The organism is Rhizobium herbae, assembly GCF_019511375.1.
GTDB classification, from domain to species: Bacteria; Pseudomonadota; Alphaproteobacteria; order Rhizobiales; family Rhizobiaceae; genus Pararhizobium; species Pararhizobium herbae_A.
On sequence record NZ_JAEUAO010000009.1, the window covers coordinates 1 to 19140 of the forward strand.

At 59.3% G+C, this 19140-nt stretch carries 15 protein-coding genes, 1 tRNA gene and 1 pseudogene; 2 read left to right on the forward strand and 15 right to left on the reverse strand.

Annotated elements, in window-relative coordinates:
* The 4 genes from JNB71_RS24115 to rpsL all read right to left on the reverse strand — a co-directional run.
* A partial coding sequence (locus JNB71_RS24115) for a GTP-binding protein (RefSeq protein WP_244520023.1) occupies positions 1 to 127 on the reverse strand: 127 nt, incomplete at its 3' end.
* A gap of 73 nt (positions 128 to 200) precedes the next feature.
* Positions 201 to 2300 carry an elongation factor G gene (gene fusA / locus JNB71_RS24120; RefSeq protein ID WP_220374307.1) on the reverse strand — a complete coding sequence of 700 codons (2100 nt, stop codon included), beginning with the start codon at positions 2298 to 2300 and terminating at the stop codon, positions 201 to 203.
* Positions 2301 to 2328: 28 nt separating this feature from the next.
* Complete coding sequence (rpsG, locus tag JNB71_RS24125; RefSeq protein ID WP_018325882.1) at positions 2329 to 2799, reverse strand: 30S ribosomal protein S7; 471 nt, start codon at positions 2797 to 2799, stop codon at positions 2329 to 2331.
* Positions 2800 to 2880: 81 nt separating this feature from the next.
* Positions 2881 to 3252, reverse strand: coding sequence for a 30S ribosomal protein S12 (gene rpsL, locus JNB71_RS24130; protein ID WP_003507760.1), 372 nt, complete (start codon positions 3250 to 3252; stop codon positions 2881 to 2883).
* 573 nt (positions 3253 to 3825) lie between these two features.
* Here rpsL and JNB71_RS24135 point away from each other — a divergent pair.
* Positions 3826 to 4122: a transcriptional regulator gene (locus tag JNB71_RS24135; RefSeq protein ID WP_112854342.1), complete on the forward strand. Its 297-nt coding sequence runs from the start codon at positions 3826 to 3828 to the stop codon at positions 4120 to 4122.
* A gap of 108 nt (positions 4123 to 4230) precedes the next feature.
* Here the strand turns inward: JNB71_RS24135 and rpoC are convergent, their stop codons facing one another.
* The 10 genes from rpoC to JNB71_RS24185 all read right to left on the reverse strand — a co-directional run bounded on the left by rpoC (position 4231) and on the right by JNB71_RS24185 (position 17781).
* Positions 4231 to 8439: a DNA-directed RNA polymerase subunit beta' gene (gene rpoC, locus JNB71_RS24140; protein ID WP_220374308.1), complete on the reverse strand. Its 4209-nt coding sequence runs from the start codon at positions 8437 to 8439 to the stop codon at positions 4231 to 4233.
* Between the two features lie 187 nt (positions 8440 to 8626).
* Entirely contained in the window at positions 8627 to 12766 is a 4140-nt protein-coding gene (gene rpoB / locus JNB71_RS24145; protein ID WP_220374309.1) for a DNA-directed RNA polymerase subunit beta, read from the reverse strand.
* A gap of 262 nt (positions 12767 to 13028) precedes the next feature.
* Positions 13029 to 13406 carry a 50S ribosomal protein L7/L12 gene (gene rplL / locus JNB71_RS24150; protein ID WP_220374310.1) on the reverse strand — a complete coding sequence of 126 codons (378 nt, stop codon included), beginning with the start codon at positions 13404 to 13406 and terminating at the stop codon, positions 13029 to 13031.
* 57 nt (positions 13407 to 13463) lie between these two features.
* Positions 13464 to 13982 (reverse strand): 50S ribosomal protein L10, encoded by a 519-nt coding sequence (gene rplJ / locus JNB71_RS24155; protein WP_018325889.1) that lies wholly within the window; start codon positions 13980 to 13982, stop codon positions 13464 to 13466.
* 327 nt (positions 13983 to 14309) lie between these two features.
* Positions 14310 to 15008 carry a 50S ribosomal protein L1 gene (gene rplA / locus JNB71_RS24160; protein ID WP_018325890.1) on the reverse strand — a complete coding sequence of 233 codons (699 nt, stop codon included), beginning with the start codon at positions 15006 to 15008 and terminating at the stop codon, positions 14310 to 14312.
* Between the two features lie 4 nt (positions 15009 to 15012).
* Positions 15013 to 15444 (reverse strand): 50S ribosomal protein L11, encoded by a 432-nt coding sequence (gene rplK / locus JNB71_RS24165; protein ID WP_018325891.1) that lies wholly within the window; start codon positions 15442 to 15444, stop codon positions 15013 to 15015.
* 267 nt (positions 15445 to 15711) lie between these two features.
* On the reverse strand, positions 15712 to 16242 hold the full coding sequence (nusG, locus tag JNB71_RS24170; protein WP_018325892.1) for a transcription termination/antitermination protein NusG: 531 nt from the start codon (positions 16240 to 16242) through the stop codon (positions 15712 to 15714).
* 16 nt (positions 16243 to 16258) lie between these two features.
* Positions 16259 to 16459, reverse strand: coding sequence for a preprotein translocase subunit SecE (gene secE / locus JNB71_RS24175; RefSeq protein ID WP_018325893.1), 201 nt, complete (start codon positions 16457 to 16459; stop codon positions 16259 to 16261).
* A gap of 200 nt (positions 16460 to 16659) precedes the next feature.
* Positions 16660 to 16735, reverse strand: a tRNA-Trp gene (locus JNB71_RS24180).
* A 152-nt stretch (positions 16736 to 16887) separates the two neighbouring features.
* Positions 16888 to 17781, reverse strand: coding sequence for an NAD-dependent epimerase/dehydratase family protein (locus JNB71_RS24185; RefSeq protein ID WP_220374311.1), 894 nt, complete (start codon positions 17779 to 17781; stop codon positions 16888 to 16890).
* A 182-nt stretch (positions 17782 to 17963) separates the two neighbouring features.
* Between JNB71_RS24185 and JNB71_RS24190 the strand changes: the two genes are divergently transcribed.
* A complete protein-coding gene (locus JNB71_RS24190; protein ID WP_220374312.1) occupies positions 17964 to 18764 on the forward strand; it encodes a hypothetical protein in 801 nt (266 codons plus the stop codon).
* 250 nt (positions 18765 to 19014) lie between these two features.
* Here the strand turns inward: JNB71_RS24190 and tuf are convergent.
* Positions 19015 to 19140: pseudogene (tuf, locus tag JNB71_RS24195) on the reverse strand (elongation factor Tu); the annotation flags it as partial.

Sequence of the window (19140 nt, forward strand, 5' to 3'; positions counted from 1 at the left end):
CATACGCCTTGAACTCGCCGAAATACTTCGTGATCGCTGCCGTCAGCGACGTCTTGCCATGGTCAACGTGGCCGATCGTGCCAATGTTAACGTGCGGCTTGTTGCGCTCAAATTTGCTCTTTGCCATTTCCGGCTCTCCGTTTCTGTGCCCCTGGTCGGGGATATTTCTCTTGTTTCAGTCAGATCGCTTGAGGCTCCGGTCACTTCTGACCGGAGTACTTCGCCTGGATTTCCTGCGCCACGTTCGATGGAACCGGCGCATAGTGATCGAACACCATCGAGTACTGGGCGCGGCCCTGGCTCATCGAGCGCAGGTTGTCGACGTACTTGAACATGTTCGCGAGCGGTACGTTGGCGCTGATGACAACGGCAACACCACGGCTCTCCTGGCCCTGGATCTGACCACGGCGAGAGTTGAGGTCACCGATCACGTCACCGACGTAATCTTCCGGCGTGACGACTTCGACCTTCATCATCGGCTCGAGGAGCTGAGCACCGGCCTTCTTGGCTGCTTCACGGAAGCAGGCGCGGGAGGCGATTTCGAAGGCGAGAACCGACGAGTCGACATCGTGAAAGGCACCGTCGATGAGGGTCGCCTTGACGCCCAGCATCGGGAAGCCGGCGAGCGGACCCGAAGACAGAACGCTTTCGATACCCTTCTGAACACCCGGGATGTATTCCTTCGGAACAGCACCACCGACGATCTTCGATTCGAACTTGAAGTCTTCGCCTTCCGGGTTCGGTTCGAAGACGATCTTGACGCGTGCGAACTGACCGGTACCACCGGACTGCTTCTTGTGCGTGTAGTCTTCTTCGTGCTGACGCGTGATGGTTTCGCGATAGGCAACCTGCGGCGCGCCGACATTGGCTTCGACCTTGAACTCGCGACGCATGCGGTCGACGAGAATGTCGAGGTGAAGTTCGCCCATGCCTGCGATGATCGTCTGGCCGGACTCTTCGTCGGTCTTGACGCGGAAGGACGGGTCTTCAGCCGCCAGGCGGTTGAGCGCGAGGCCCATCTTTTCCTGGTCGCCCTTGGACTTCGGCTCGATAGCGATCTGGATGACCGGCTCGGGGAATTCCATGCGCTCGAGGATAACCTGCTTCAGCGGATCGCAGAGCGTGTCGCCGGTGGTGGTTTCCTTCAGGCCGGCGAGAGCAACGATGTCGCCTGCGAAGGCTTCTTCGATGTCTTCTCGCGAGTTGGAATGCATCTGCAGCATGCGGCCGACGCGCTCGCGCTTTTCCTTGACCGTGTTCATGACCGACGTGCCCTTTTCGAGCTTGCCGGAATAGATGCGGGCAAAGGTCAGCGAACCGACGAAGGGGTCGTTCATGATCTTGAAGGCGAGCATCGAGAGCGGCTCTTCGTCAGAAGCATGACGCTCGATTTCGGCTTCGGTCTTGACATCGATGCCCTTGATGGCCGGGATGTCGATCGGCGACGGCAGGTAGTCGACGACGGCGTCGAGCAGCGGCTGTACGCCCTTGTTCTTGAAGGCGGTACCGCAGAACATCGGGTGGAACTTCACGTCGATGGTGCCGCGGCGAACGAGTTCGCGGATCTTGTCGTTGTCCGGATAGGTGCCTTCGAGGTAGGCTTCCATCGCGGCTTCGTCGATCTCGACGACCGTCTCGATCAGCTTTTCGCGATATTCTTCAGCCTGGACCTTCATGTCTTCCGGGATTTCGACGACGTCCCACTGTGCGCCGAGCGACTCGTCGCGCCAGATGAGGGCGTTCATCTCGATCAGATCGACGACGCCCTTGAAGTCGCTTTCAGCGCCGATCGGCAGCTGCATGACGACCGGGATCGCACCGAGGCGCGACTTGATCATCGAGACCGAGCGATAGAAATCAGCACCGGTCTTGTCCATCTTGTTGCAGAAGATCATCCGCGGAACGTTGTACTTCTCAGCCTGACGCCAGACGGTTTCCGTCTGCGGCTCGACACCGGCGTTGGCGTCGAGCAGCGCGATGGCGCCGTCGAGTACGCGCAGCGAACGCTCGACTTCAATGGTGAAGTCGACGTGGCCGGGGGTGTCGATGATGTTGAAGCGGCGCATCTTGCCGTCACGACCCTTCCAGAAGGTCGTGGTGGCAGCGGACGTGATGGTGATGCCGCGTTCCTGTTCCTGTTCCATCCAGTCCATGGTGGCAGCGCCGTCATGAACTTCGCCGATCTTGTGCGACTTGCCCGTGTAATACAGGATGCGCTCTGTCGTCGTGGTCTTGCCGGCGTCGATGTGCGCCATGATACCGAAGTTACGGTAGTCTTCGATTTTGTATTCGCGAGCCATAGTGACTGCCTTTCAAGAGTGTCGTCGATTACCAGCGGTAATGCGAGAATGCACGGTTCGCGTCAGCCATCTTGTGGGTATCTTCGCGCTTCTTGACGGCGCTGCCACGGTTGTTGGCAGCATCCATGAGTTCGCCGCAGAGGCGATCGATCATGGTGGTCTCGTTACGCTTGCGAGCAGCAGCGATCAGCCAGCGGATGGCAAGAGCCTGACGGCGCTCGGGGCGAACATCAACCGGAACCTGGTAGGTGGCGCCACCAACGCGACGCGAACGAACTTCGACGTGCGGAGCGATATTGTCGAGAGCCGAATGGAACACGGCAACCGGCTCCTGCTTCAGCTTGCCCTGAACCGCATCGAACGCACCGTAAACGATGTTTTCGGCAACGGACTTCTTACCATGAAGCATGATAGCGTTCATGAACTTGGTGACGACCAGATCACCGAACTTCGGATCCGGATTGATCTCGCGCTTTTCTGCACTATGACGACGGGACATACGTTTTGTCTCTCAATTGCTAGCTGGGACGCCTTATCACGCGGAGTACCTCGCGCGGCGCCGAATTCCTGGGAAACCGAATTACTTCGGACGCTTCGCACCATACTTGGAACGGCGCTGCTTGCGGTTCTTGACACCCTGGGTATCGAGAACACCGCGGATGATGTGGTAGCGAACGCCCGGCAAGTCCTTAACACGACCACCACGGATCATGACAACGGAGTGTTCCTGAAGGTTATGGCCTTCACCCGGAATATAGCCGATGACTTCGAAGCCGTTGGTCAGGCGAATCTTGGCGACCTTACGCAGAGCCGAGTTCGGCTTCTTCGGGGTCGTCGTGTAGACGCGGGTGCAAACGCCGCGCTTCTGCGGGTTTTCCTGCAGAGCAGGAACCTTATTGCGCTTTACCTGTGCCTGACGCGGCTTGCGGATCAGCTGGTTTACGGTAGGCATATAACCATCCCTTACAAATCTGTCTCATTACCCTTGCGGGCGGATCAATGCCGTCGCCGGCGGTTTCGAACGCTTGATAAATGCGCAAAACGAGGACCGATCCGCTTTTCGGCAGATGGCCCACAAAAAAGCAGAGGACGCCGTATTTCAGCGTCATGCGTTCAGCATTTTGGTCGTCAGCGTGCGTTTTAGAGCCTTGTTTGAGGCGAACTCCAGAACGAGACGCTCCGAACCAGCCAGCCTCACATGGGCTCCGATGGGGCGGGGTGTACTGATTTCGGGGTGTCCCGTCAAGGGGAATTAACAAATATTCTTCCCTGCGCGGGCCTGACATGCCTGTAAAACAAGGGTTTTGCGACGCCACGTGCCCCGACCATGAGCCAGACGGCGTTGAATCACCGATACGCAGCGCTCAACTTAAAGAATCATAAAGCAATTTCACAATCCGAGCTGCAAGGGAAGAATCGCATCCTCCCCCACCTCGATTCTCCTGGATTCGATGTTTTTAATGCGCACCGTGTCGCAATACGCTGTAAGATCATTGCTCACCTCTTTCGAACAAGGACACAGCCAATGACCGCCATCCCCGACAACGACAACAACCTCGATGGCCCGATGGTCTTCATTGTCATTGGCAAGGCCTACGAAAGGGACGGCGATGAAGAGGGGATCGATATCCACGTCATGTTGCGCGCGCCGGACGACGACACCGCCGTGCGCGAGGCCTTGAACGCACTCGCCGAAGAGGGATTTCTCGAGGCGGATCTCGACCAGATCGGTACCCTCACCGACATTCCCGACGAAGAACCCCATGCGTCGGCCTATCAAGGCGCGCTGTCAGGTGAGGTGGCGATCATCAAGTTCGGGTGATCTGTCATTCGCATGACACAGCAAGATGACAAAAAGCCGCCCGGATCGCTCCGGGCGGCTTTTGTCATTCGTGGACAAGGGCGGCAGAGCCGCCCTCGCCTTTTCGGATTATTCGGCTGCCGCTTCTTCCTTGGCCGCCATGTCGGCGAGCATCGGCGTTGCGGTTTCTGCTCCCGTTCCCTTGCGGCGCTCTTCGAGGATCATCTCGTCGCGAGCTGTCGCGATGCGGCGGATCTGGGTCATGGTGCCGCCGGTACCGGCCGGGATCAGGCGGCCGACGATGACGTTTTCCTTCAGACCCTGCAGGCCGTCGGTCTTGCCGGCGATCGCAGCTTCCGTAAGCACCTTGGTCGTTTCCTGGAAGGACGCGGCCGAGATGAAGGACGGGGTCTGCAGCGAGGCCTTGGTGATGCCGAGCAGGACCGGTTCGCCGTAAGCCGGCTTCTTGCCCTGTTCGATCAGCTGATCGTTGACATCTTCCAGTTCGATGCGGTCGACGCTGTCGCCAACGATATAGGAAGAGTCGCCGGCGTCGGTGACTTCCACCTTCTGCAGCATCTGGCGAACGATCACCTCGATGTGCTTGTCGTTGATGACAACGCCCTGCAGGCGGTAGACTTCCTGGATTTCGTTGACCAGGTAGGAAGCGAGTGCCTCCACGCCCTTGATCGCCAGGATGTCGTGCGGGGCCGGGTTACCGTCGAGGATGTAATCACCCTTTTCGATATAGTCGCCGTCCTGAAGATGGAAGGGCTTGCCCTTCGGGATCAGGTATTCGACCGGCTCGACACCATCTTCCGCAGGCTCGATCAGCACGCGGCGCTTGTTCTTGTAGTCGCGGCCGAAGCGGATCGTACCATCGATCTCGGCGATGATCGCGTGATCCTTGGGACGGCGCGCTTCGAAGAGTTCGGCAACACGCGGCAGACCACCGGTGATGTCCTTCGTCTTGGCGCTTTCCAGCGGTGAACGCGCAAGCACGTCACCCTGGCTGACCTTGGTGCCCGGCTCGACCGACAGGATGGCGTCAACCGAGAGCATGAAGCGGGCTTCGCCGCCGCGGGCAAGCTTGGCAACGGCGCCATTCTTGTCCTTGATGACGATCGCCGGCTTCAGATCGATGCCGCGTGGCGTCGAGCGCCAGTCGATAACCTGGCGCTTGGTGATGCCGGTCGCTTCGTCGGTCGCTTCCAGAACGGAGATACCGTCGATGATATCCTCGAAATGAACCGTACCTTCGACTTCCGTCATCATCGGACGCGTATAGGGGTCCCACTCTGCGAGACGCTGGCCACGCTTCACCTTGTCGCCGTCATCGACATAGATCTTCGAACCGTAGGCAACGCGCTGCGAGGAGCGTTCGACACCACGTTCGTCGAGGATCTGGATCGCCATGTTGCGGCCCATCGCGACGAGCACGTTCTCCGAGTTGCGCAGCATGTTGCGGTTCTTGATCTGAACCGTACCTTCATACGACGCTTCGAGGAACGACTGGTCGACCACGGTCGCCGTGCCACCGAGGTGGAACGTACGCATGGTGAGCTGGGTGCCCGGTTCGCCGATCGACTGAGCGGCGATGACGCCGACGGCTTCACCCATGTTGACGGGCGTTCCGCGCGCCAGGTCACGGCCGTAGCACACGCCGCAGACGCCGGTCTGGATTTCGCAGGTCAGCGCCGAACGGATGCGGATCGACTGGATGCCGGCCTTCTCGATTTCGGCGACATCGGCTTCGAGGATCATCTTGCCGGCATCGATGATACGCTCACCCGTAACCGGATGATCAATGTCGTCGAGGGCCGTGCGGCCGAGAACGCGGGCGCCAAGCGAGGCAACGACCTGGCCGGCATCGACGATGGCGGTCATGGTGAGGCCCTTGTCGGTACCGCAATCTATCGAGTTGACGATGCAATCCTGCGCAACGTCGACGAGACGGCGGGTCAGGTAACCGGAGTTGGCGGTCTTCAGGGCGGTGTCTGCAAGACCCTTACGGGCACCGTGCGTCGAGTTGAAGTACTCGTTAACGGTCAGGCCTTCCTTGAAGTTCGAGATGATCGGCGTCTCGATGATTTCGCCCGAAGGCTTGGCCATAAGTCCGCGCATGCCGCCCAACTGACGCATCTGGTTCGGAGAACCGCGGGCGCCGGAGTGGGACATCATGTAGATCGAGTTCATCGGCTTCTGACGGCCGTTGTCATCGAATTCCACCGCCTTGATGCGTGCCATCATCTCGTCGGCGACCTTTTCGGTCGCCTTGCCCCAGGCGTCGACAACCTTGTTGTACTTTTCGCCCTGGGTGATGAGGCCGTCATTGTACTGCTGCTCGTATTCCTTCACCAGGCTTTCGGTGTCGCCGACGATCTTGGCCTTGGTGTCCGGAATGACCATGTCGTCCTTGCCGAACGAAATGCCGGCGCGGCAGGCATGGGCGAAGCCGAGCTGCATGATGCGGTCGCAGAAAATGACCGTGTCCTTCTGGCCGCAATGACGGTAGACCGTGTCGATCATCTTGGAGATGTTCTTCTTGGTCAGTTCCTGGTTGCAGACGTCGAACGGCACGTTGACGTTCTTCGGCAGAAGTTCGCCGATGAGCATGCGGCCGGGTGTCGTTTCATAGATCTTGGACACCGGCTTGCCTTCGGCATCAACGGTCTTGAAGCGGCCGCGGATCTTGGCATGCAGCGTCACGGCCTTGGTCTCAAGCGCGTGATGCAGTTCGCCGAGGTCGGAGAAGGCCATGCCTTCGCCCGGTTCGTTCTGGTTCATGATCGACAGATAGTAGAGACCGAGAACCATGTCCTGCGACGGAACGATGATCGGTGCGCCGTTTGCCGGATGCAGGATGTTGTTTGTCGACATCATCAGCACGCGCGCTTCCAGCTGCGCTTCGAGCGACAGCGGTACGTGAACGGCCATCTGGTCACCGTCGAAGTCGGCATTGAAGGCGGTGCAGACGAGCGGGTGCAGCTGGATCGCCTTGCCTTCGACCAGGGTCGGTTCGAAGGCCTGGATGCCCAAGCGGTGCAGCGTCGGTGCGCGGTTCAGGAGAACCGGATGTTCGCGGATGACCTCGTCAAGGATATCCCAGACTTCCGGCTTTTCCTTTTCAACCAGCTTCTTCGCCTGCTTGACGGTCGAGGAGTAGCCCTTGGCGTCGAGACGGGCGTAGATGAACGGCTTGAACAGCTCGAGCGCCATCTTCTTCGGCAGGCCGCACTGGTGCAGCTTCAGTTCCGGACCGGTCACGATGACCGAACGGCCGGAATAGTCGACGCGCTTGCCGAGCAGGTTCTGGCGGAAGCGGCCTTGCTTGCCCTTGAGCATGTCGGACAGCGACTTCAGCGGGCGCTTGTTGGCGCCGGTGATGACGCGGCCGCGGCGGCCGTTGTCGAACAGCGCATCGACGGATTCCTGCAGCATGCGCTTTTCGTTGCGGATGATGATGCCCGGCGCGCGAAGCTCGATCAGGCGCTTCAGACGGTTGTTACGGTTGATGACGCGACGATAGAGATCGTTCAGGTCGGACGTCGCGAAACGGCCGCCGTCGAGCGGAACCAGCGGACGCAGGTCCGGCGGGATCACCGGAACGACCTTCATGATCATCCATTCCGGGCGGTTGCCGGATTCCATGAAGTTCTCGACGATCTTCAGGCGCTTCATCAGCTTCTTCTGCTTCAGTTCGGACGTGGTGTCAGCCATTTCCGAACGCAGGTCGCCGGCGATCTTGTCGAGGTTCATCGACGCGAGCATCTCGTAGATCGCTTCCGCACCGATCATCGCCGTGAACTGATCCTCGCCGAACTCGTCGACGGCGATCATGTATTCTTCTTCCGAGAGAAGCTGGTTTTCCTTCAGCGAAGTCAGGCCCGGCTCGGTAACGATGTAGTTTTCGAAATAGAGGACGCGCTCGATATCCTTCAGCGTCATGTCGAGCAGTGTTGCGATGCGGCTCGGCAGGGACTTCAGGAACCAGATGTGGGCAACGGGAGCGGCAAGCTCGATATGACCCATGCGCTCACGGCGAACGCGCGACAACGTCACTTCGACGCCGCACTTTTCGCAGATGATGCCCTTGTACTTCATGCGCTTGTACTTGCCGCACAAGCATTCGTAATCCTTGATCGGTCCAAAGATGCGCGCGCAGAACAGACCGTCGCGTTCCGGTTTGAACGTGCGGTAGTTAATCGTCTCCGGCTTCTTGATTTCACCGTAAGACCAGGAGAGAATCTTCTCCGGCGAGGCAATCGAGATCCGGATGGAATCGAATGTCTGTGCAGGCACCTGCGGATTGAAAAGATTCATGACCTCTTGGTTCATGCCTATCTCCTTTACGGGCTATCGCCCTCTTCTTGGCTGGACGGTTCCGGCAAATCCCGGGCGCCGGACCGCAGCCTGAAAATGGATAAAACCGCATTTCATGCGGCCGTATTTCCTGCCCTGCCCGCAACTGGGCTGGGCGGAAACGGTGCGCGCCGCTTTACACGGCACGCACCTTGATGATGTCTTACTCGGCGGCGTCCGGCAGTTGCGTCGGCTGCAGATCCTCGAGCTTGGAGTTTTCCAACTCGACCGAGAGCCCCAGCGACCGCATTTCCTTGACGAGAACGTTGAAGCTCTCCGGAATACCGGCCTCGAACGTGTCGTCGCCACGGACGATCGCCTCGTAGACCTTGGTCCGGCCTGCCACGTCGTCCGATTTCACCGTCAGCATTTCCTGCAGGGTGTAGGCGGCGCCGTAGGCTTCGAGCGCCCAGACTTCCATTTCCCCGAAGCGCTGACCGCCGAACTGCGCCTTGCCGCCCAGCGGCTGCTGGGTAACGAGCGAGTATGGACCGATCGAACGGGCATGGATCTTGTCGTCGACAAGGTGGTTCAGCTTCAGCATGTAGATGTAGCCGACAGTCACCTGGCGGTCGAACTGATCGCCGGTACGGCCGTCATACAGCGTCGACTGGCCGGTCACCTTGAGGCCTGCCTTCTCCAGCATCTCGTTGACGTCGGCTTCCACCGCGCCGTCGAAGACCGGCGTTGCAATCGACACGCCGCGGCGGGTCTGCTCGGCCAGGCGGATGATCGATTCGTCGTCGTACTGCTTGATCGGCTCGCCCTTCGGACCGGATCCGATGACGCTGTCGATGGTATCGCGCAGTGGCTTGATGTCGCCGCCTGCCTTGTAGGCGTCGAGCATCTGGCCGATCTGCTTGCCCATACCGGCGCAAGCCCAACCCAGATGGGTTTCGAGGATCTGGCCGACGTTCATGCGCGAAGGCACGCCGAGCGGGTTCAGCACGACGTCGACATGCGTGCCGTCTTCGAGGAACGGCATGTCTTCGATCGGCACGATGCGGGAAACCACGCCCTTGTTGCCATGACGGCCGGCCATCTTGTCGCCCGGCTGGATCTTGCGCTTCACAGCGACGAAGACCTTAACCATCTTCATGACGCCCGGAGGCATTTCATCGCCGCGCTGGACCTTTTCGACCTTGTCCATGAAGCGATGCTCGAGCAGCGACTTGGACTCGTCGTACTGGCCGCGCAGAGCCTCGACCTCGCCCTGCGCCTTTTCGTCTTCAACTGCGAACATCCACCACTGCGAGCGGGGATATTCGGAGATGACGGCGTTCGAAAGCTCGGTGCCCTTCTTGAAGCCCTTCGGACCGGCGACCGCAACGTGGCCGCGCAGCATGTCGAGAAGACGCGAGTAGACGTTACGGTCGAGAATCGCCTGTTCGTCGTCGCGGTCCTTGGCCAGACGCTCGATCTCTTCGCGCTCGATTGCCATGGCACGCTCGTCTTTTTCCACGCCGTGGCGGTTGAAGACGCGAACTTCGACGATGGTGCCGAAGGTGCCCGGAGGCATGCGCATGGAGGTGTCGCGAACGTCCGAGGCCTTTTCGCCGAAGATGGCGCGCAGTAGCTTTTCTTCCGGCGTCATCGGGCTTTCGCCCTTCGGCGTGATCTTGCCGACCAGAATGTCGCCCGGCTGAACTTCCGCACCGATGTAGACGATACCGGCTTCATCGAGGTTCTTCAGCGCTTCTTCCGAAACGTTCGGAATGTCGCGGGTGATTTCTTCCGGACCGAGCTTGGTGTCGCGCGCCATCACTTCGAACTCTTCGATGTGGATGGAGGTGAACACGTCATCGCGAACGATGCGCTCGGAAAGCAGGATCGAGTCTTCGTAGTTGTAGCCGTTCCAGGGCATGAACGCGACGAGCGCGTTGCGGCCGAGCGCCAGATCGCCGAGATCCGTCGACGGACCGTCAGCGATGATGTCGCCCTTGTTCAGAACGTCGCCGACGGTGACCAGCGGACGCTGGTTGACGCAGGTGTTCTGGTTCGAACGCTGGAACTTCTGCAGGCGGTAGATATCGACGCCGGACTTGCCGGCTTCAAGATCCTCCGTCGCACGGATAACGATACGGGTCGCATCGACCTGGTCGACCACGCCGCCGCGGCGGGCAGCGATCGCAGCACCGGAGTCACGCGCAACGACCGGTTCCATGCCGGTACCGACGAACGGTGCTTCCGCACGCAGCAGGGGCACGGCCTGACGCTGCATGTTCGAGCCCATGAGAGCGCGGTTGGCGTCGTCGTTTTCCAGGAACGGGATGAGCGCTGCCGCAACCGATACGAGCTGCTTGGGCGAAACGTCCATGAGGTTGATCTGGTCGCGGGGCGCCAGCATAACGTCGCCGGCGTGACGGCAGACGACGAACTCTTCCACGAACGACTGGTCCTCGTTGAGCTCGGAGTTTGCCTGGGCGACGTGGTACTTGGCTTCTTCCATCGCCGACAGGTAGACGACCTCACGCGTCACCTTGCCGTCGACGATCTTGCGGTACGGGCTTTCGATGAAGCCGTACTTGTTGACGCGGGCGAAGGTTGCGAGCGAGTTGATCAGACCGATGTTCGGGCCTTCCGGCGTCTCGATCGGGCAGATACGGCCGTAGTGGGTCGGGTGGACGTCGCGGACTTCGAAGCCCGCACGCTCGCGCGTCAGACCGCCCGGGCCAAGAGCCGAAAGACGGCGCTTGTGGGTGATTTCCGACAGCGGGTTGACCTGGTCCATGAACTGCGACAGCTGCGAAGAACCGAAGAACTCGCGGACAGCGGCAGCAGCCGGCTTGGCGTTGATCAGGTCCTGAGGCATGACGGTGTCGATCTCGATCGACGACATGCGCTCCTTGATGGCACGCTCCATGCGCAGCAGGCCGAGGCGATACTGGTTTTCCATCAGTTCGCCGACCGACCGCACACGGCGGTTGCCGAGGTTGTCGATATCATCGATCTCGCCCTTGCCGTCGCGCAGGTCGACCAGCATCTTGACGACAGCCAGGATGTCTTCCTTGCGCAGGATGCGGACCGTGTCGGCGGCATCGAGGTCAAGGCGCATGTTCATTTTCACGCGGCCGACGGCGGAGAGGTCATAACGCTCCGCATCGAAGAACAGCGTGTTGAACATGGCTTCGGCCGAATCCATGGTCGGCGGCTCGCCCGGACGCATGACCCGGTAGATATCGAACAGAGCGTCCTGACGGTTCTCGTTCTTATCGACGGCCAGCGTATTGCGGATGTAGGCACCGACATTGATATGGTCGATGTCGAGAACCGGAATTTCGTCGAAACCGGCCCCGAGGATGACGCCGAGCGACTTCTCGTCGATCTCGTCGCCGGCTTCCAGGAAGATTTCACCGGTCTGCATGTTGACGAGATCTTCGGCCAGGAAGTTGCCGTAAAGATCGTCGTCGGATGCCTTGATGGCCTTCAGGCCCTTCTCCTTCAACTGCTTCAGGAGACGCGGGGTCAGCTTCTTGCCGGCTTCGACCACGACTTCGCCGGTGTCGGCGTCGATCATGTCGGTGATCGCCTTCTGGCCCTTCAGCGTGTCCGGCTGGAACGGAATCCGCCAGCCCTTGCCGTCGCGCTGGTAGAACGACTTGGTGTAGAAGGTCTCGAGGATTTCCTCGCCGTCCATGCCGAGCGCCATCAGCAGCGACGTGACAGGGATCTTGCGGCGGCGATCGATACGCGCGTGGACAACATCCTTGGCATCGAATTCGATGTCGAGCCAGGAGCCACGATACGGGATGACGCGGGCAGCAAACAAGAGCTTGCCCGAGGAATGGCTCTTGCCCTTGTCGTGATCGAAGAACACGCCCGGCGAACGGTGCATCTGGGAGACGATGACGCGCTCGGTGCCGTTGACGATGAACGTACCGTTGTTGGTCATGAGCGGCATGTCGCCCATGTAGACGTTCTGTTCCTTGATGTCCTTGATGGACTTGGCGCCCGTATCCTCATCGATATCAAACACGATGAGGCGCAGCGTCACCTTGAGCGGCGCTGCATAGGTCAGATCACGCTGACGGCATTCCTCGACGTCGAACTTTGGCTGTTCGAACTCGTAGGAAACGAATTCGAGCATCGAAGCGCCGGAGAAATCCGTGATCGGGAAAACGGACTTGAAAACGGATTGAAGTCCCTCGTCCGGACGGCCGCCCTGCGGTTCGTCGACCATGAGGAACTGATCGTAGGATGCCTTCTGAACCTCGATGAGGTTCGGCATTTCTGCGACTTCTGGAATTTTACCGAAAAACTTGCGTACGCGCCTGCGACCGTTAAACGAAAGGGTCTGAGCCATCGTCGCTCCTTTAAAATTGCACCCGGGCCTGCAACAGACGAACACCGCTGGCCAGTCGGCTCCGTCAAATTAATGGATCATTCAAACTCGTCTCACTTCCCAAAACCGCTGGCCGGATTGCCTGGCGGTCCGGTTCGAGACCATCCTCTTGAAGAACCCATTACCCAAAAGCCGTTTTCAATAGGCTTTTGGGTAATACGTTCAAAAAACGATGAAAGAGAGGCGGCCCTTTCGGGCCACCCCTCCGTCGAAATAGGCACGATTACTTGACGTCAACCTTGGCGCCAGCTTCTTCGAGCTTCTTCTTGAGATCAGCGGCTTCAGCCTTGGAAACGCCTTCCTTGACAGCCTTCGGAGCGGCTTCAACGAGGTCCTTGGCTTCCTTCAGGCCGAGGCCCGTGATAGCGCGGACTTCCTTGATGACGTTGATCTTGTTTGCGCCGGCATCAGCGAGGATGACGTCGAACTCGGTCTTTTCTTCCTCAGCCGGAGCAGCAGCAGCAGCGCCGCCAGCAGCAGCAACTGCTACCGGAGCAGCAGCGGAAACGCCCCACTTTTCTTCGAGAAGCTTCGACAGTTCTGCAGCTTCCAGAACGGTCAGCGAGGAGAGGTCTTCAACGATCTTTGCGAGATCAGCCATTTTCTAGTTCCTTTTGTTCGGTTCGAACTTGGTTGGATATAACAACGAAAAACCGCCTTATGCGGCTTCGTCCTTCTTGGCGTAAGCCGAGAACACGCGGGCAAGCTGGCTTGCCGGTGCTGCAACAACGCCTGCGATGCGGGTAGCCGGTGTCTGGATCATGCCCAGCAGCTTCGCACGCAGTTCGTCCAGCGAAGGCAGGGTCGCGAGCGACTTGACTGCATCCGCGTTAAGCGTCGTTGCCCCCATGGCGCCACCCAGAACAACGATCTTGTCGTTGGTCTTGGCGAAATCCATGACGACTTTCGGAGCCGTGATCGGGTCGGCGCTGAATGCTACCAGCGTCTGTCCCTTGAAGAGATTGGACATCCCTTCGGCTTCCGTACCCTGAAGGGCGATCTTGGCCAGGCGGTTCTTCGCGACTTTGACGGTGCCGCCAGCAGCGCGCATCTTCGAACGGAAGTCGTTCATCTGTGCGACTGTGACACCAGCATAGTGGGCCACGACAACCGAACCGGCGCCCTTGAAGGACTCGTTCAGCTCCGTGACGAATTCGCGTTTTTCCGCTCTTTCCACTGCCTATCTCCAGTTGACCGGACCGCAAAATACAGCCCAGTCGGTTTGCCTTTGCCACAAGGGATCAGAGTTGATCCCAAGCGACGCTCGAGGATCCTGTCCCCTGCGCGTTCCCGTTTGACCGGGTCCGGCACAAGGCAAGCCGAGGTTCGAACCGAATTCCCACGCTTTCGCGCGTCAAATGAAATTCGGGACTCACCCGTCTCATGCAGGCTGAAGTGATTAAGGGATAACCACCTGCAATCTCGGACAGGAGTTCCGGGTTTGATCCCGGAATTCCCGGCCCCGAAGGGCCGGAAATCTTGACCGGACCGAAGTCCGGATAAATCAGGCGACGGTGACCGACGAAGGATCAACCTTGACGCCCGGGCCCATGGTCGAGGAAATCGCCACGCGCTTGACGTAGTTGCCCTTGGCGCCAGCCGGCTTTGCCTTGATGACCGCATCCGCAAAAGCGCGGATGTTTTCTTCAATGGCGGAAGCCGTGAAGGAAGCCTTGCCGATACCGGCATGAACGATACCGGCCTTCTCGACGCGGAACTCGACGGCGCCACCCTTGGATGCCTTGACGGCACCGGCAACGTCCATCGTAACCGTTCCGACCTTCGGGTTCGGCATCATGCCGCGGGGGCCAAGAACCTTGCCGAGGCGGCCGACGAGCGGCATCATGTCCGGGGTGGCGATGCAGCGATCGAAGTCGATCTTGCCGCCCTGGACGATCTCGACCAGGTCTTCGGCGCCAACGACGTCGGCGCCGGCAGCCTTGGCTTCGTCAGCCTTGGCGCCACGGGCGAAAACGGCGACGCGAACGTCGCGGCCGGTGCCGTTCGGCAGGTTGACGACGCCACGGACCATCTGGTCGGCATGACGCGGGTCAACACCGAGGTTCATCGCGACTTCGATGGTTTCGTCGAACTTGGCGATGGCACGGGCCTTGACCAGGGAAATTGCTTCCGGCAGGGCGACGAGCTTCGTCGGATCGATGCCTTCGCGGGTCTTCTGTACACGCTTTGCAAGCTTTGCCATGATCTTAGCCCACCACTTCCAGACCCATGGCGCGGGCGGAGCCCTCGATCATGGTCATTGCGCCTTCGATATCGGCTGCGTTCAGGTCTTTCATCTTGGCTTCGGCGATCGACTTGATCTGAGCCTTGGTGAGCTTGCCTGCGGTCGCACCCTTGCCCGGCGTCTTCGAGCCGGACTGGATCTTTGCTTCCTTCTTCAGGAAGTAGCTGACCGGCGGCTGCTTCATGATGAAGGTGAAGGACTTGTCCTGGTAATAGGTGATGACGACCGGGATCGGCATGCCCTTTTCCATTTCCTGCGTAGCCGCGTTGAACGACTTGCAGAATTCCATGATGTTAATGCCACGCTGACCAAGCGCCGGGCCGATCGGCGGGGACGGGTTTGCCGATCCTGCCTTGACCTGAAGCTTGAGCTGGCCTGCAACTTTCTTAGCCATTTCTCTCTGCCTTTTGGTTTTTCCCGCCTCACCGCCCGTCAGATGACGAACTGGAGCAGGAAACGTTCCGGCCGGTTTCCCGGCCCTTCATGCCACCCTCGTCAAAGGGAGTGGCGGCTGCGGTTGCGTGGTGCGGAACGCCGGTCCGGCTAAGGCCGGTTTCCTTCCACGCGGAGTGCGGGTCACCCCGCCTTTACCGAATACGAATATCCGGAAAACAAAAGAATGCCGCGCAGCCAGATATCCGGGCGCTGCGGCAATCAGAATTCAGACTTTCTCGACCTGAGCGTATTCAAGGTCTACCGGCGTCGCACGACCAAAGATCGAGACCTCGACCTTGAGGCGCGAACGCTCTTCGTCCACGTCCTGCACGATGCCGTTGAACGAGGCAAACGGACCGTCGGAGACACGAACCTGCTCACCGATCTCGAACGAGATCGAAGGCTTCGGACGATCGACACCATCCTGAACCTGACCGAGAATGCGCTCGGCCTCGAAATCCGGAATCGGAACCGGCTTGTTGTCGGATCCGAGGAAGCCGGTCACCTTCGGCGTATTCTTGATGAGGTGATAGGCCTCATCCGTCAGATTGGCACGCACGAGCACGTAACCGGGAAAGAACTTGCGCTCGGCATCAACCTTGCGGCCGCGACGAACTTCAACGACCTTTTCGGTCGGGACGAGAATCTTTTCAAACAGATGGCTGAGCCCCTTCTGCTTGGCTTTCTCCTCGATGGATTCAGCAACCTTCTTCTCGAAATTCGAGTAGGCGTGAACGATGTACCAACGCGCTGCCATATTCATCCCCACCCGTTCAGATACCAGCATTCAGGACGAGGCCGATCAGCCAGCCCATCAGTTGGTCCGCAGCAAAAAAGAAGAGCGCCGCAAAGAAGACCATGACGAACACCATGAGCGTCGAGATCGTCGTCTCGCGCCGCGTAGGCCATGTCACTTTCGACGTCTCGGAGCGCACCTGCTGCAGAAACGTAAATGGATTTGTTTTGGATGCCATTGAATGCTCACGCCTTAACGGCCCGTAAAGCTGTCGATCAGCCCCACGCGCCGCGTGTCTGTTTGAACCCTACATAAAGACCGATTCCATAAATCACAAGAGGTCAACGGTCTTTTTGCGAAATTAGCCGGAAAAAGGCAAGCCCTTCCCCCTTTATGTACTGCCAAGTCGTCGCTGCATCGTGTTGCGCTGGGATCGAATGGCAGGGGCAGCAGGGCTCGAACCTGCGACCTGCGGTTTTGGAGACCGCCGCTCTACCAACTGAGCTATACCCCTAGACCGCAGCGCCGGTGCCTCAAAGGCTGTGCGCCGCGTTAAGTCTGCGGCTTATTATTCAGTTTGCCCGGCGATGACAAGCGTCTTTGCCGGAAAAAGAGAAAGAATTCGGCGATATCCGCTGTCTTTTTAACCGGGTTAAACAGCCTCGCTCACTTACCGACATATTTCCGCCAGTCGTGGTCTTCCTTGAAGCCGAGCACTTCGCGAATCTTCCGGTTCGACAAGAGCCCCTCGAATTCGCCGATCTCTCTCGTAAACGGCACATTGGGGTAATAGCGGGCTGCAAGCTCCCGCGATGGCGTGTCGGCCGAGACCGTGTCGTTCGCCGCGTTGAAGACCTGGAAACCCAAGCCGTCCTTCTCGATGCAAAGCTTGACGATCTGCCCGAGATCGCGGGCATCGATATAGCTCCAGGCGATACGCTTGCGGATTTCAGGATTGGCAAAATAGGCCGGGAACCGCTCGTATTCGTGCGGCTCGATCACGTTGCCGATTCGCAGCGCATAGATGTCAAAGCCCGAGCGTTCGGCAAAGGCGCGCGCCGTCTTCTCGTTGAGCACCTTCGACAGTCCGTAACTGTCCATAGGATTGACGTCGTAGTCCTCCTCCAGCGGAAACTGATGGAAGTCACGGTGGCCTTCGGCAAAGCAAACGCCGTAGGTCGTCTCGCTGGAGGCAACGATGATCTTGCGGACGCCGAGCTTCACCGCCGCCTCGACGACGTTGTAAGTGCCCATCGTGTTGATGCGAAACGTCTCGTTGTCCGGCTTGATGAGGATTCGCGGCACGGCGGCGAAATGAACCACGGCGTCAAAAGGCCGCGGCCCCTGCCCGTGCTCCAGATCCGGAAGATCCCGATGCATCGACATGACGTTGAACATCTGGCCGCTGTCGGTAATGTCGGCGATCAGATTGGTGACGCCGGGGCTGTCGAGCGGCACGAGATCGACATTGTGCACCTCATAGCCCGCCTCGACCAGGTATGGCACGGCATGCCGCCCCGCCTTGCCCGCACCTCCGGTGAACAGAATTCGCTTGCTCATGGACGTCCTCCACTTGCTGGCCGCCCGAACGGGCGGCGGCCTCCTCGTCAAAACCGATATGCCCTGTCCGTACCCAAGCCGCAATATTATTTCTGCTTCGCGAGGGATGACGGAAGGCGCCGGGTCATTTATGTCGTACGGAAACGAGTATAAACAGTCCTCACGGTCGCGAGAACATGTCGATGCAAGGCGAAGATTTCGAAGCACTTCTCTCACGCTATGAAATGGTGGCGTTGATCGCCAACAGCGAAAGCGTCGATATCGACGTAATCACGAGCACCTTGCCAGAGAAAACACTCTACGTCTTCTTCACGGGCTGCGCGAAAGTCCTCTCCCGTCCTTTCGAGAAGGACGCTGTACTCTGTCATCGCCTCGTCGCCGGCGGCACGCGCTTTCTGAAATCGCAGAAGCATTTCGACAAGGCCTACAGCCTGTTTAAGCGTCACCTGAAGGCCGAAATCGGGGTGATCGCCGATCGCGGGGTTCCGGAGGGGAGCCCCGGGTTGGCGGCGCCGCGCAAAAGCACCCTGATGCCGCAGACGCTCGATTTCGACCATACGTTCGGCCCGCTCTACCCGGTGGACCGCATGCCGACGACAGGCTTTGCCATTGCCGTCTGGCTTGCCGAGAAGATACCGCACGCCAATATCTGTCTTTGCGGCTTCACTGGCACAGCCGGACTTCAGTTCAGCATGTACACCGAGCATGATTGGACGTTCGAGCAGATCACGCTGCAACTCTTCGTCAAGAAGGGGCGCATCCGGCGTTTCGAGGAACAACTGAGCGAACCTGCCGGTTCCTTCGCCCGCATCCACAACCGGTTTCCCGAATTCAGCGAGGCGACGATCGCGCTCGTCGCCACCAATGTCCTGGCCAGCCGCTTCACCGGCATGGAGCGGCAGGTTGCCAAGCTCTGGTCGAAGACGAAGCTCGAGCGTCGTATCCGCGGCTTCTTCAAGCGCTTCAAGAATTTCGGGCATTAGAGCCCGCAACACTGCAGGTCCGGCGCGCAGCGCGATCGGGGCTCTTACCCGTCTGTCTTAGCGCCCAAGCGCGCACATGATTCTCCATGCAAAGCAGGGCAGCACAGCTTCCGCCCACGCCTACTTCGCACCCCTTTTCAGGACTGCACGCGGCTCCTTGCAACAAGGCAATGCAGGCAACTTTTAAGATCACGCAAAAAGGCCCCGCTGTTTCCAGCGGGGCCTCTCCAAAATCCGGCTGATCTAATGATTACTCGACGATGGATGCGACGATGCCGGCGCCGACGGTGCGGCCGCCTTCGCGGATGGCGAAGCGCAGCTTTTCTTCCATCGCGATCGGCACGATCAGCTCGACGTCAACCGTGACGTTGTCGCC

Excerpts from the sequence above, each read along its gene's own strand:
- rpoC (WP_220374308.1), bottom strand. The coding sequence starts at position 8,439 with ATGAACCAAGAGGTCATGAATCTTTTCAATCCGCAGGTGCCTGCACAG.
- JNB71_RS24190 (WP_220374312.1), top strand. The coding sequence starts at position 17,964 with ATGCAAGGCGAAGATTTCGAAGCACTTCTCTCACGCTATGAAATGGTG.
- rplA (WP_018325890.1), bottom strand. The coding sequence starts at position 15,008 with ATGGCAAAGCTTGCAAAGCGTGTACAGAAGACCCGCGAAGGCATCGAT.
- JNB71_RS24185 (WP_220374311.1), bottom strand. The coding sequence starts at position 17,781 with ATGAGCAAGCGAATTCTGTTCACCGGAGGTGCGGGCAAGGCGGGGCGG.
- nusG (WP_018325892.1), bottom strand. The coding sequence starts at position 16,242 with ATGGCAGCGCGTTGGTACATCGTTCACGCCTACTCGAATTTCGAGAAG.
- rpsG (WP_018325882.1), bottom strand. The coding sequence starts at position 2,799 with ATGTCCCGTCGTCATAGTGCAGAAAAGCGCGAGATCAATCCGGATCCG.
- JNB71_RS24135 (WP_112854342.1), top strand. The coding sequence starts at position 3,826 with ATGACCGCCATCCCCGACAACGACAACAACCTCGATGGCCCGATGGTC.
- fusA (WP_220374307.1), bottom strand. The coding sequence starts at position 2,300 with ATGGCTCGCGAATACAAAATCGAAGACTACCGTAACTTCGGTATCATG.
- rpsL (WP_003507760.1), bottom strand. The coding sequence starts at position 3,252 with ATGCCTACCGTAAACCAGCTGATCCGCAAGCCGCGTCAGGCACAGGTA.
- rpoB (WP_220374309.1), bottom strand. The coding sequence starts at position 12,766 with ATGGCTCAGACCCTTTCGTTTAACGGTCGCAGGCGCGTACGCAAGTTT.
- rplK (WP_018325891.1), bottom strand. The coding sequence starts at position 15,444 with ATGGCTAAGAAAGTTGCAGGCCAGCTCAAGCTTCAGGTCAAGGCAGGA.
- rplL (WP_220374310.1), bottom strand. The coding sequence starts at position 13,406 with ATGGCTGATCTCGCAAAGATCGTTGAAGACCTCTCCTCGCTGACCGTT.
- secE (WP_018325893.1), bottom strand. The coding sequence starts at position 16,459 with ATGGCATCCAAAACAAATCCATTTACGTTTCTGCAGCAGGTGCGCTCC.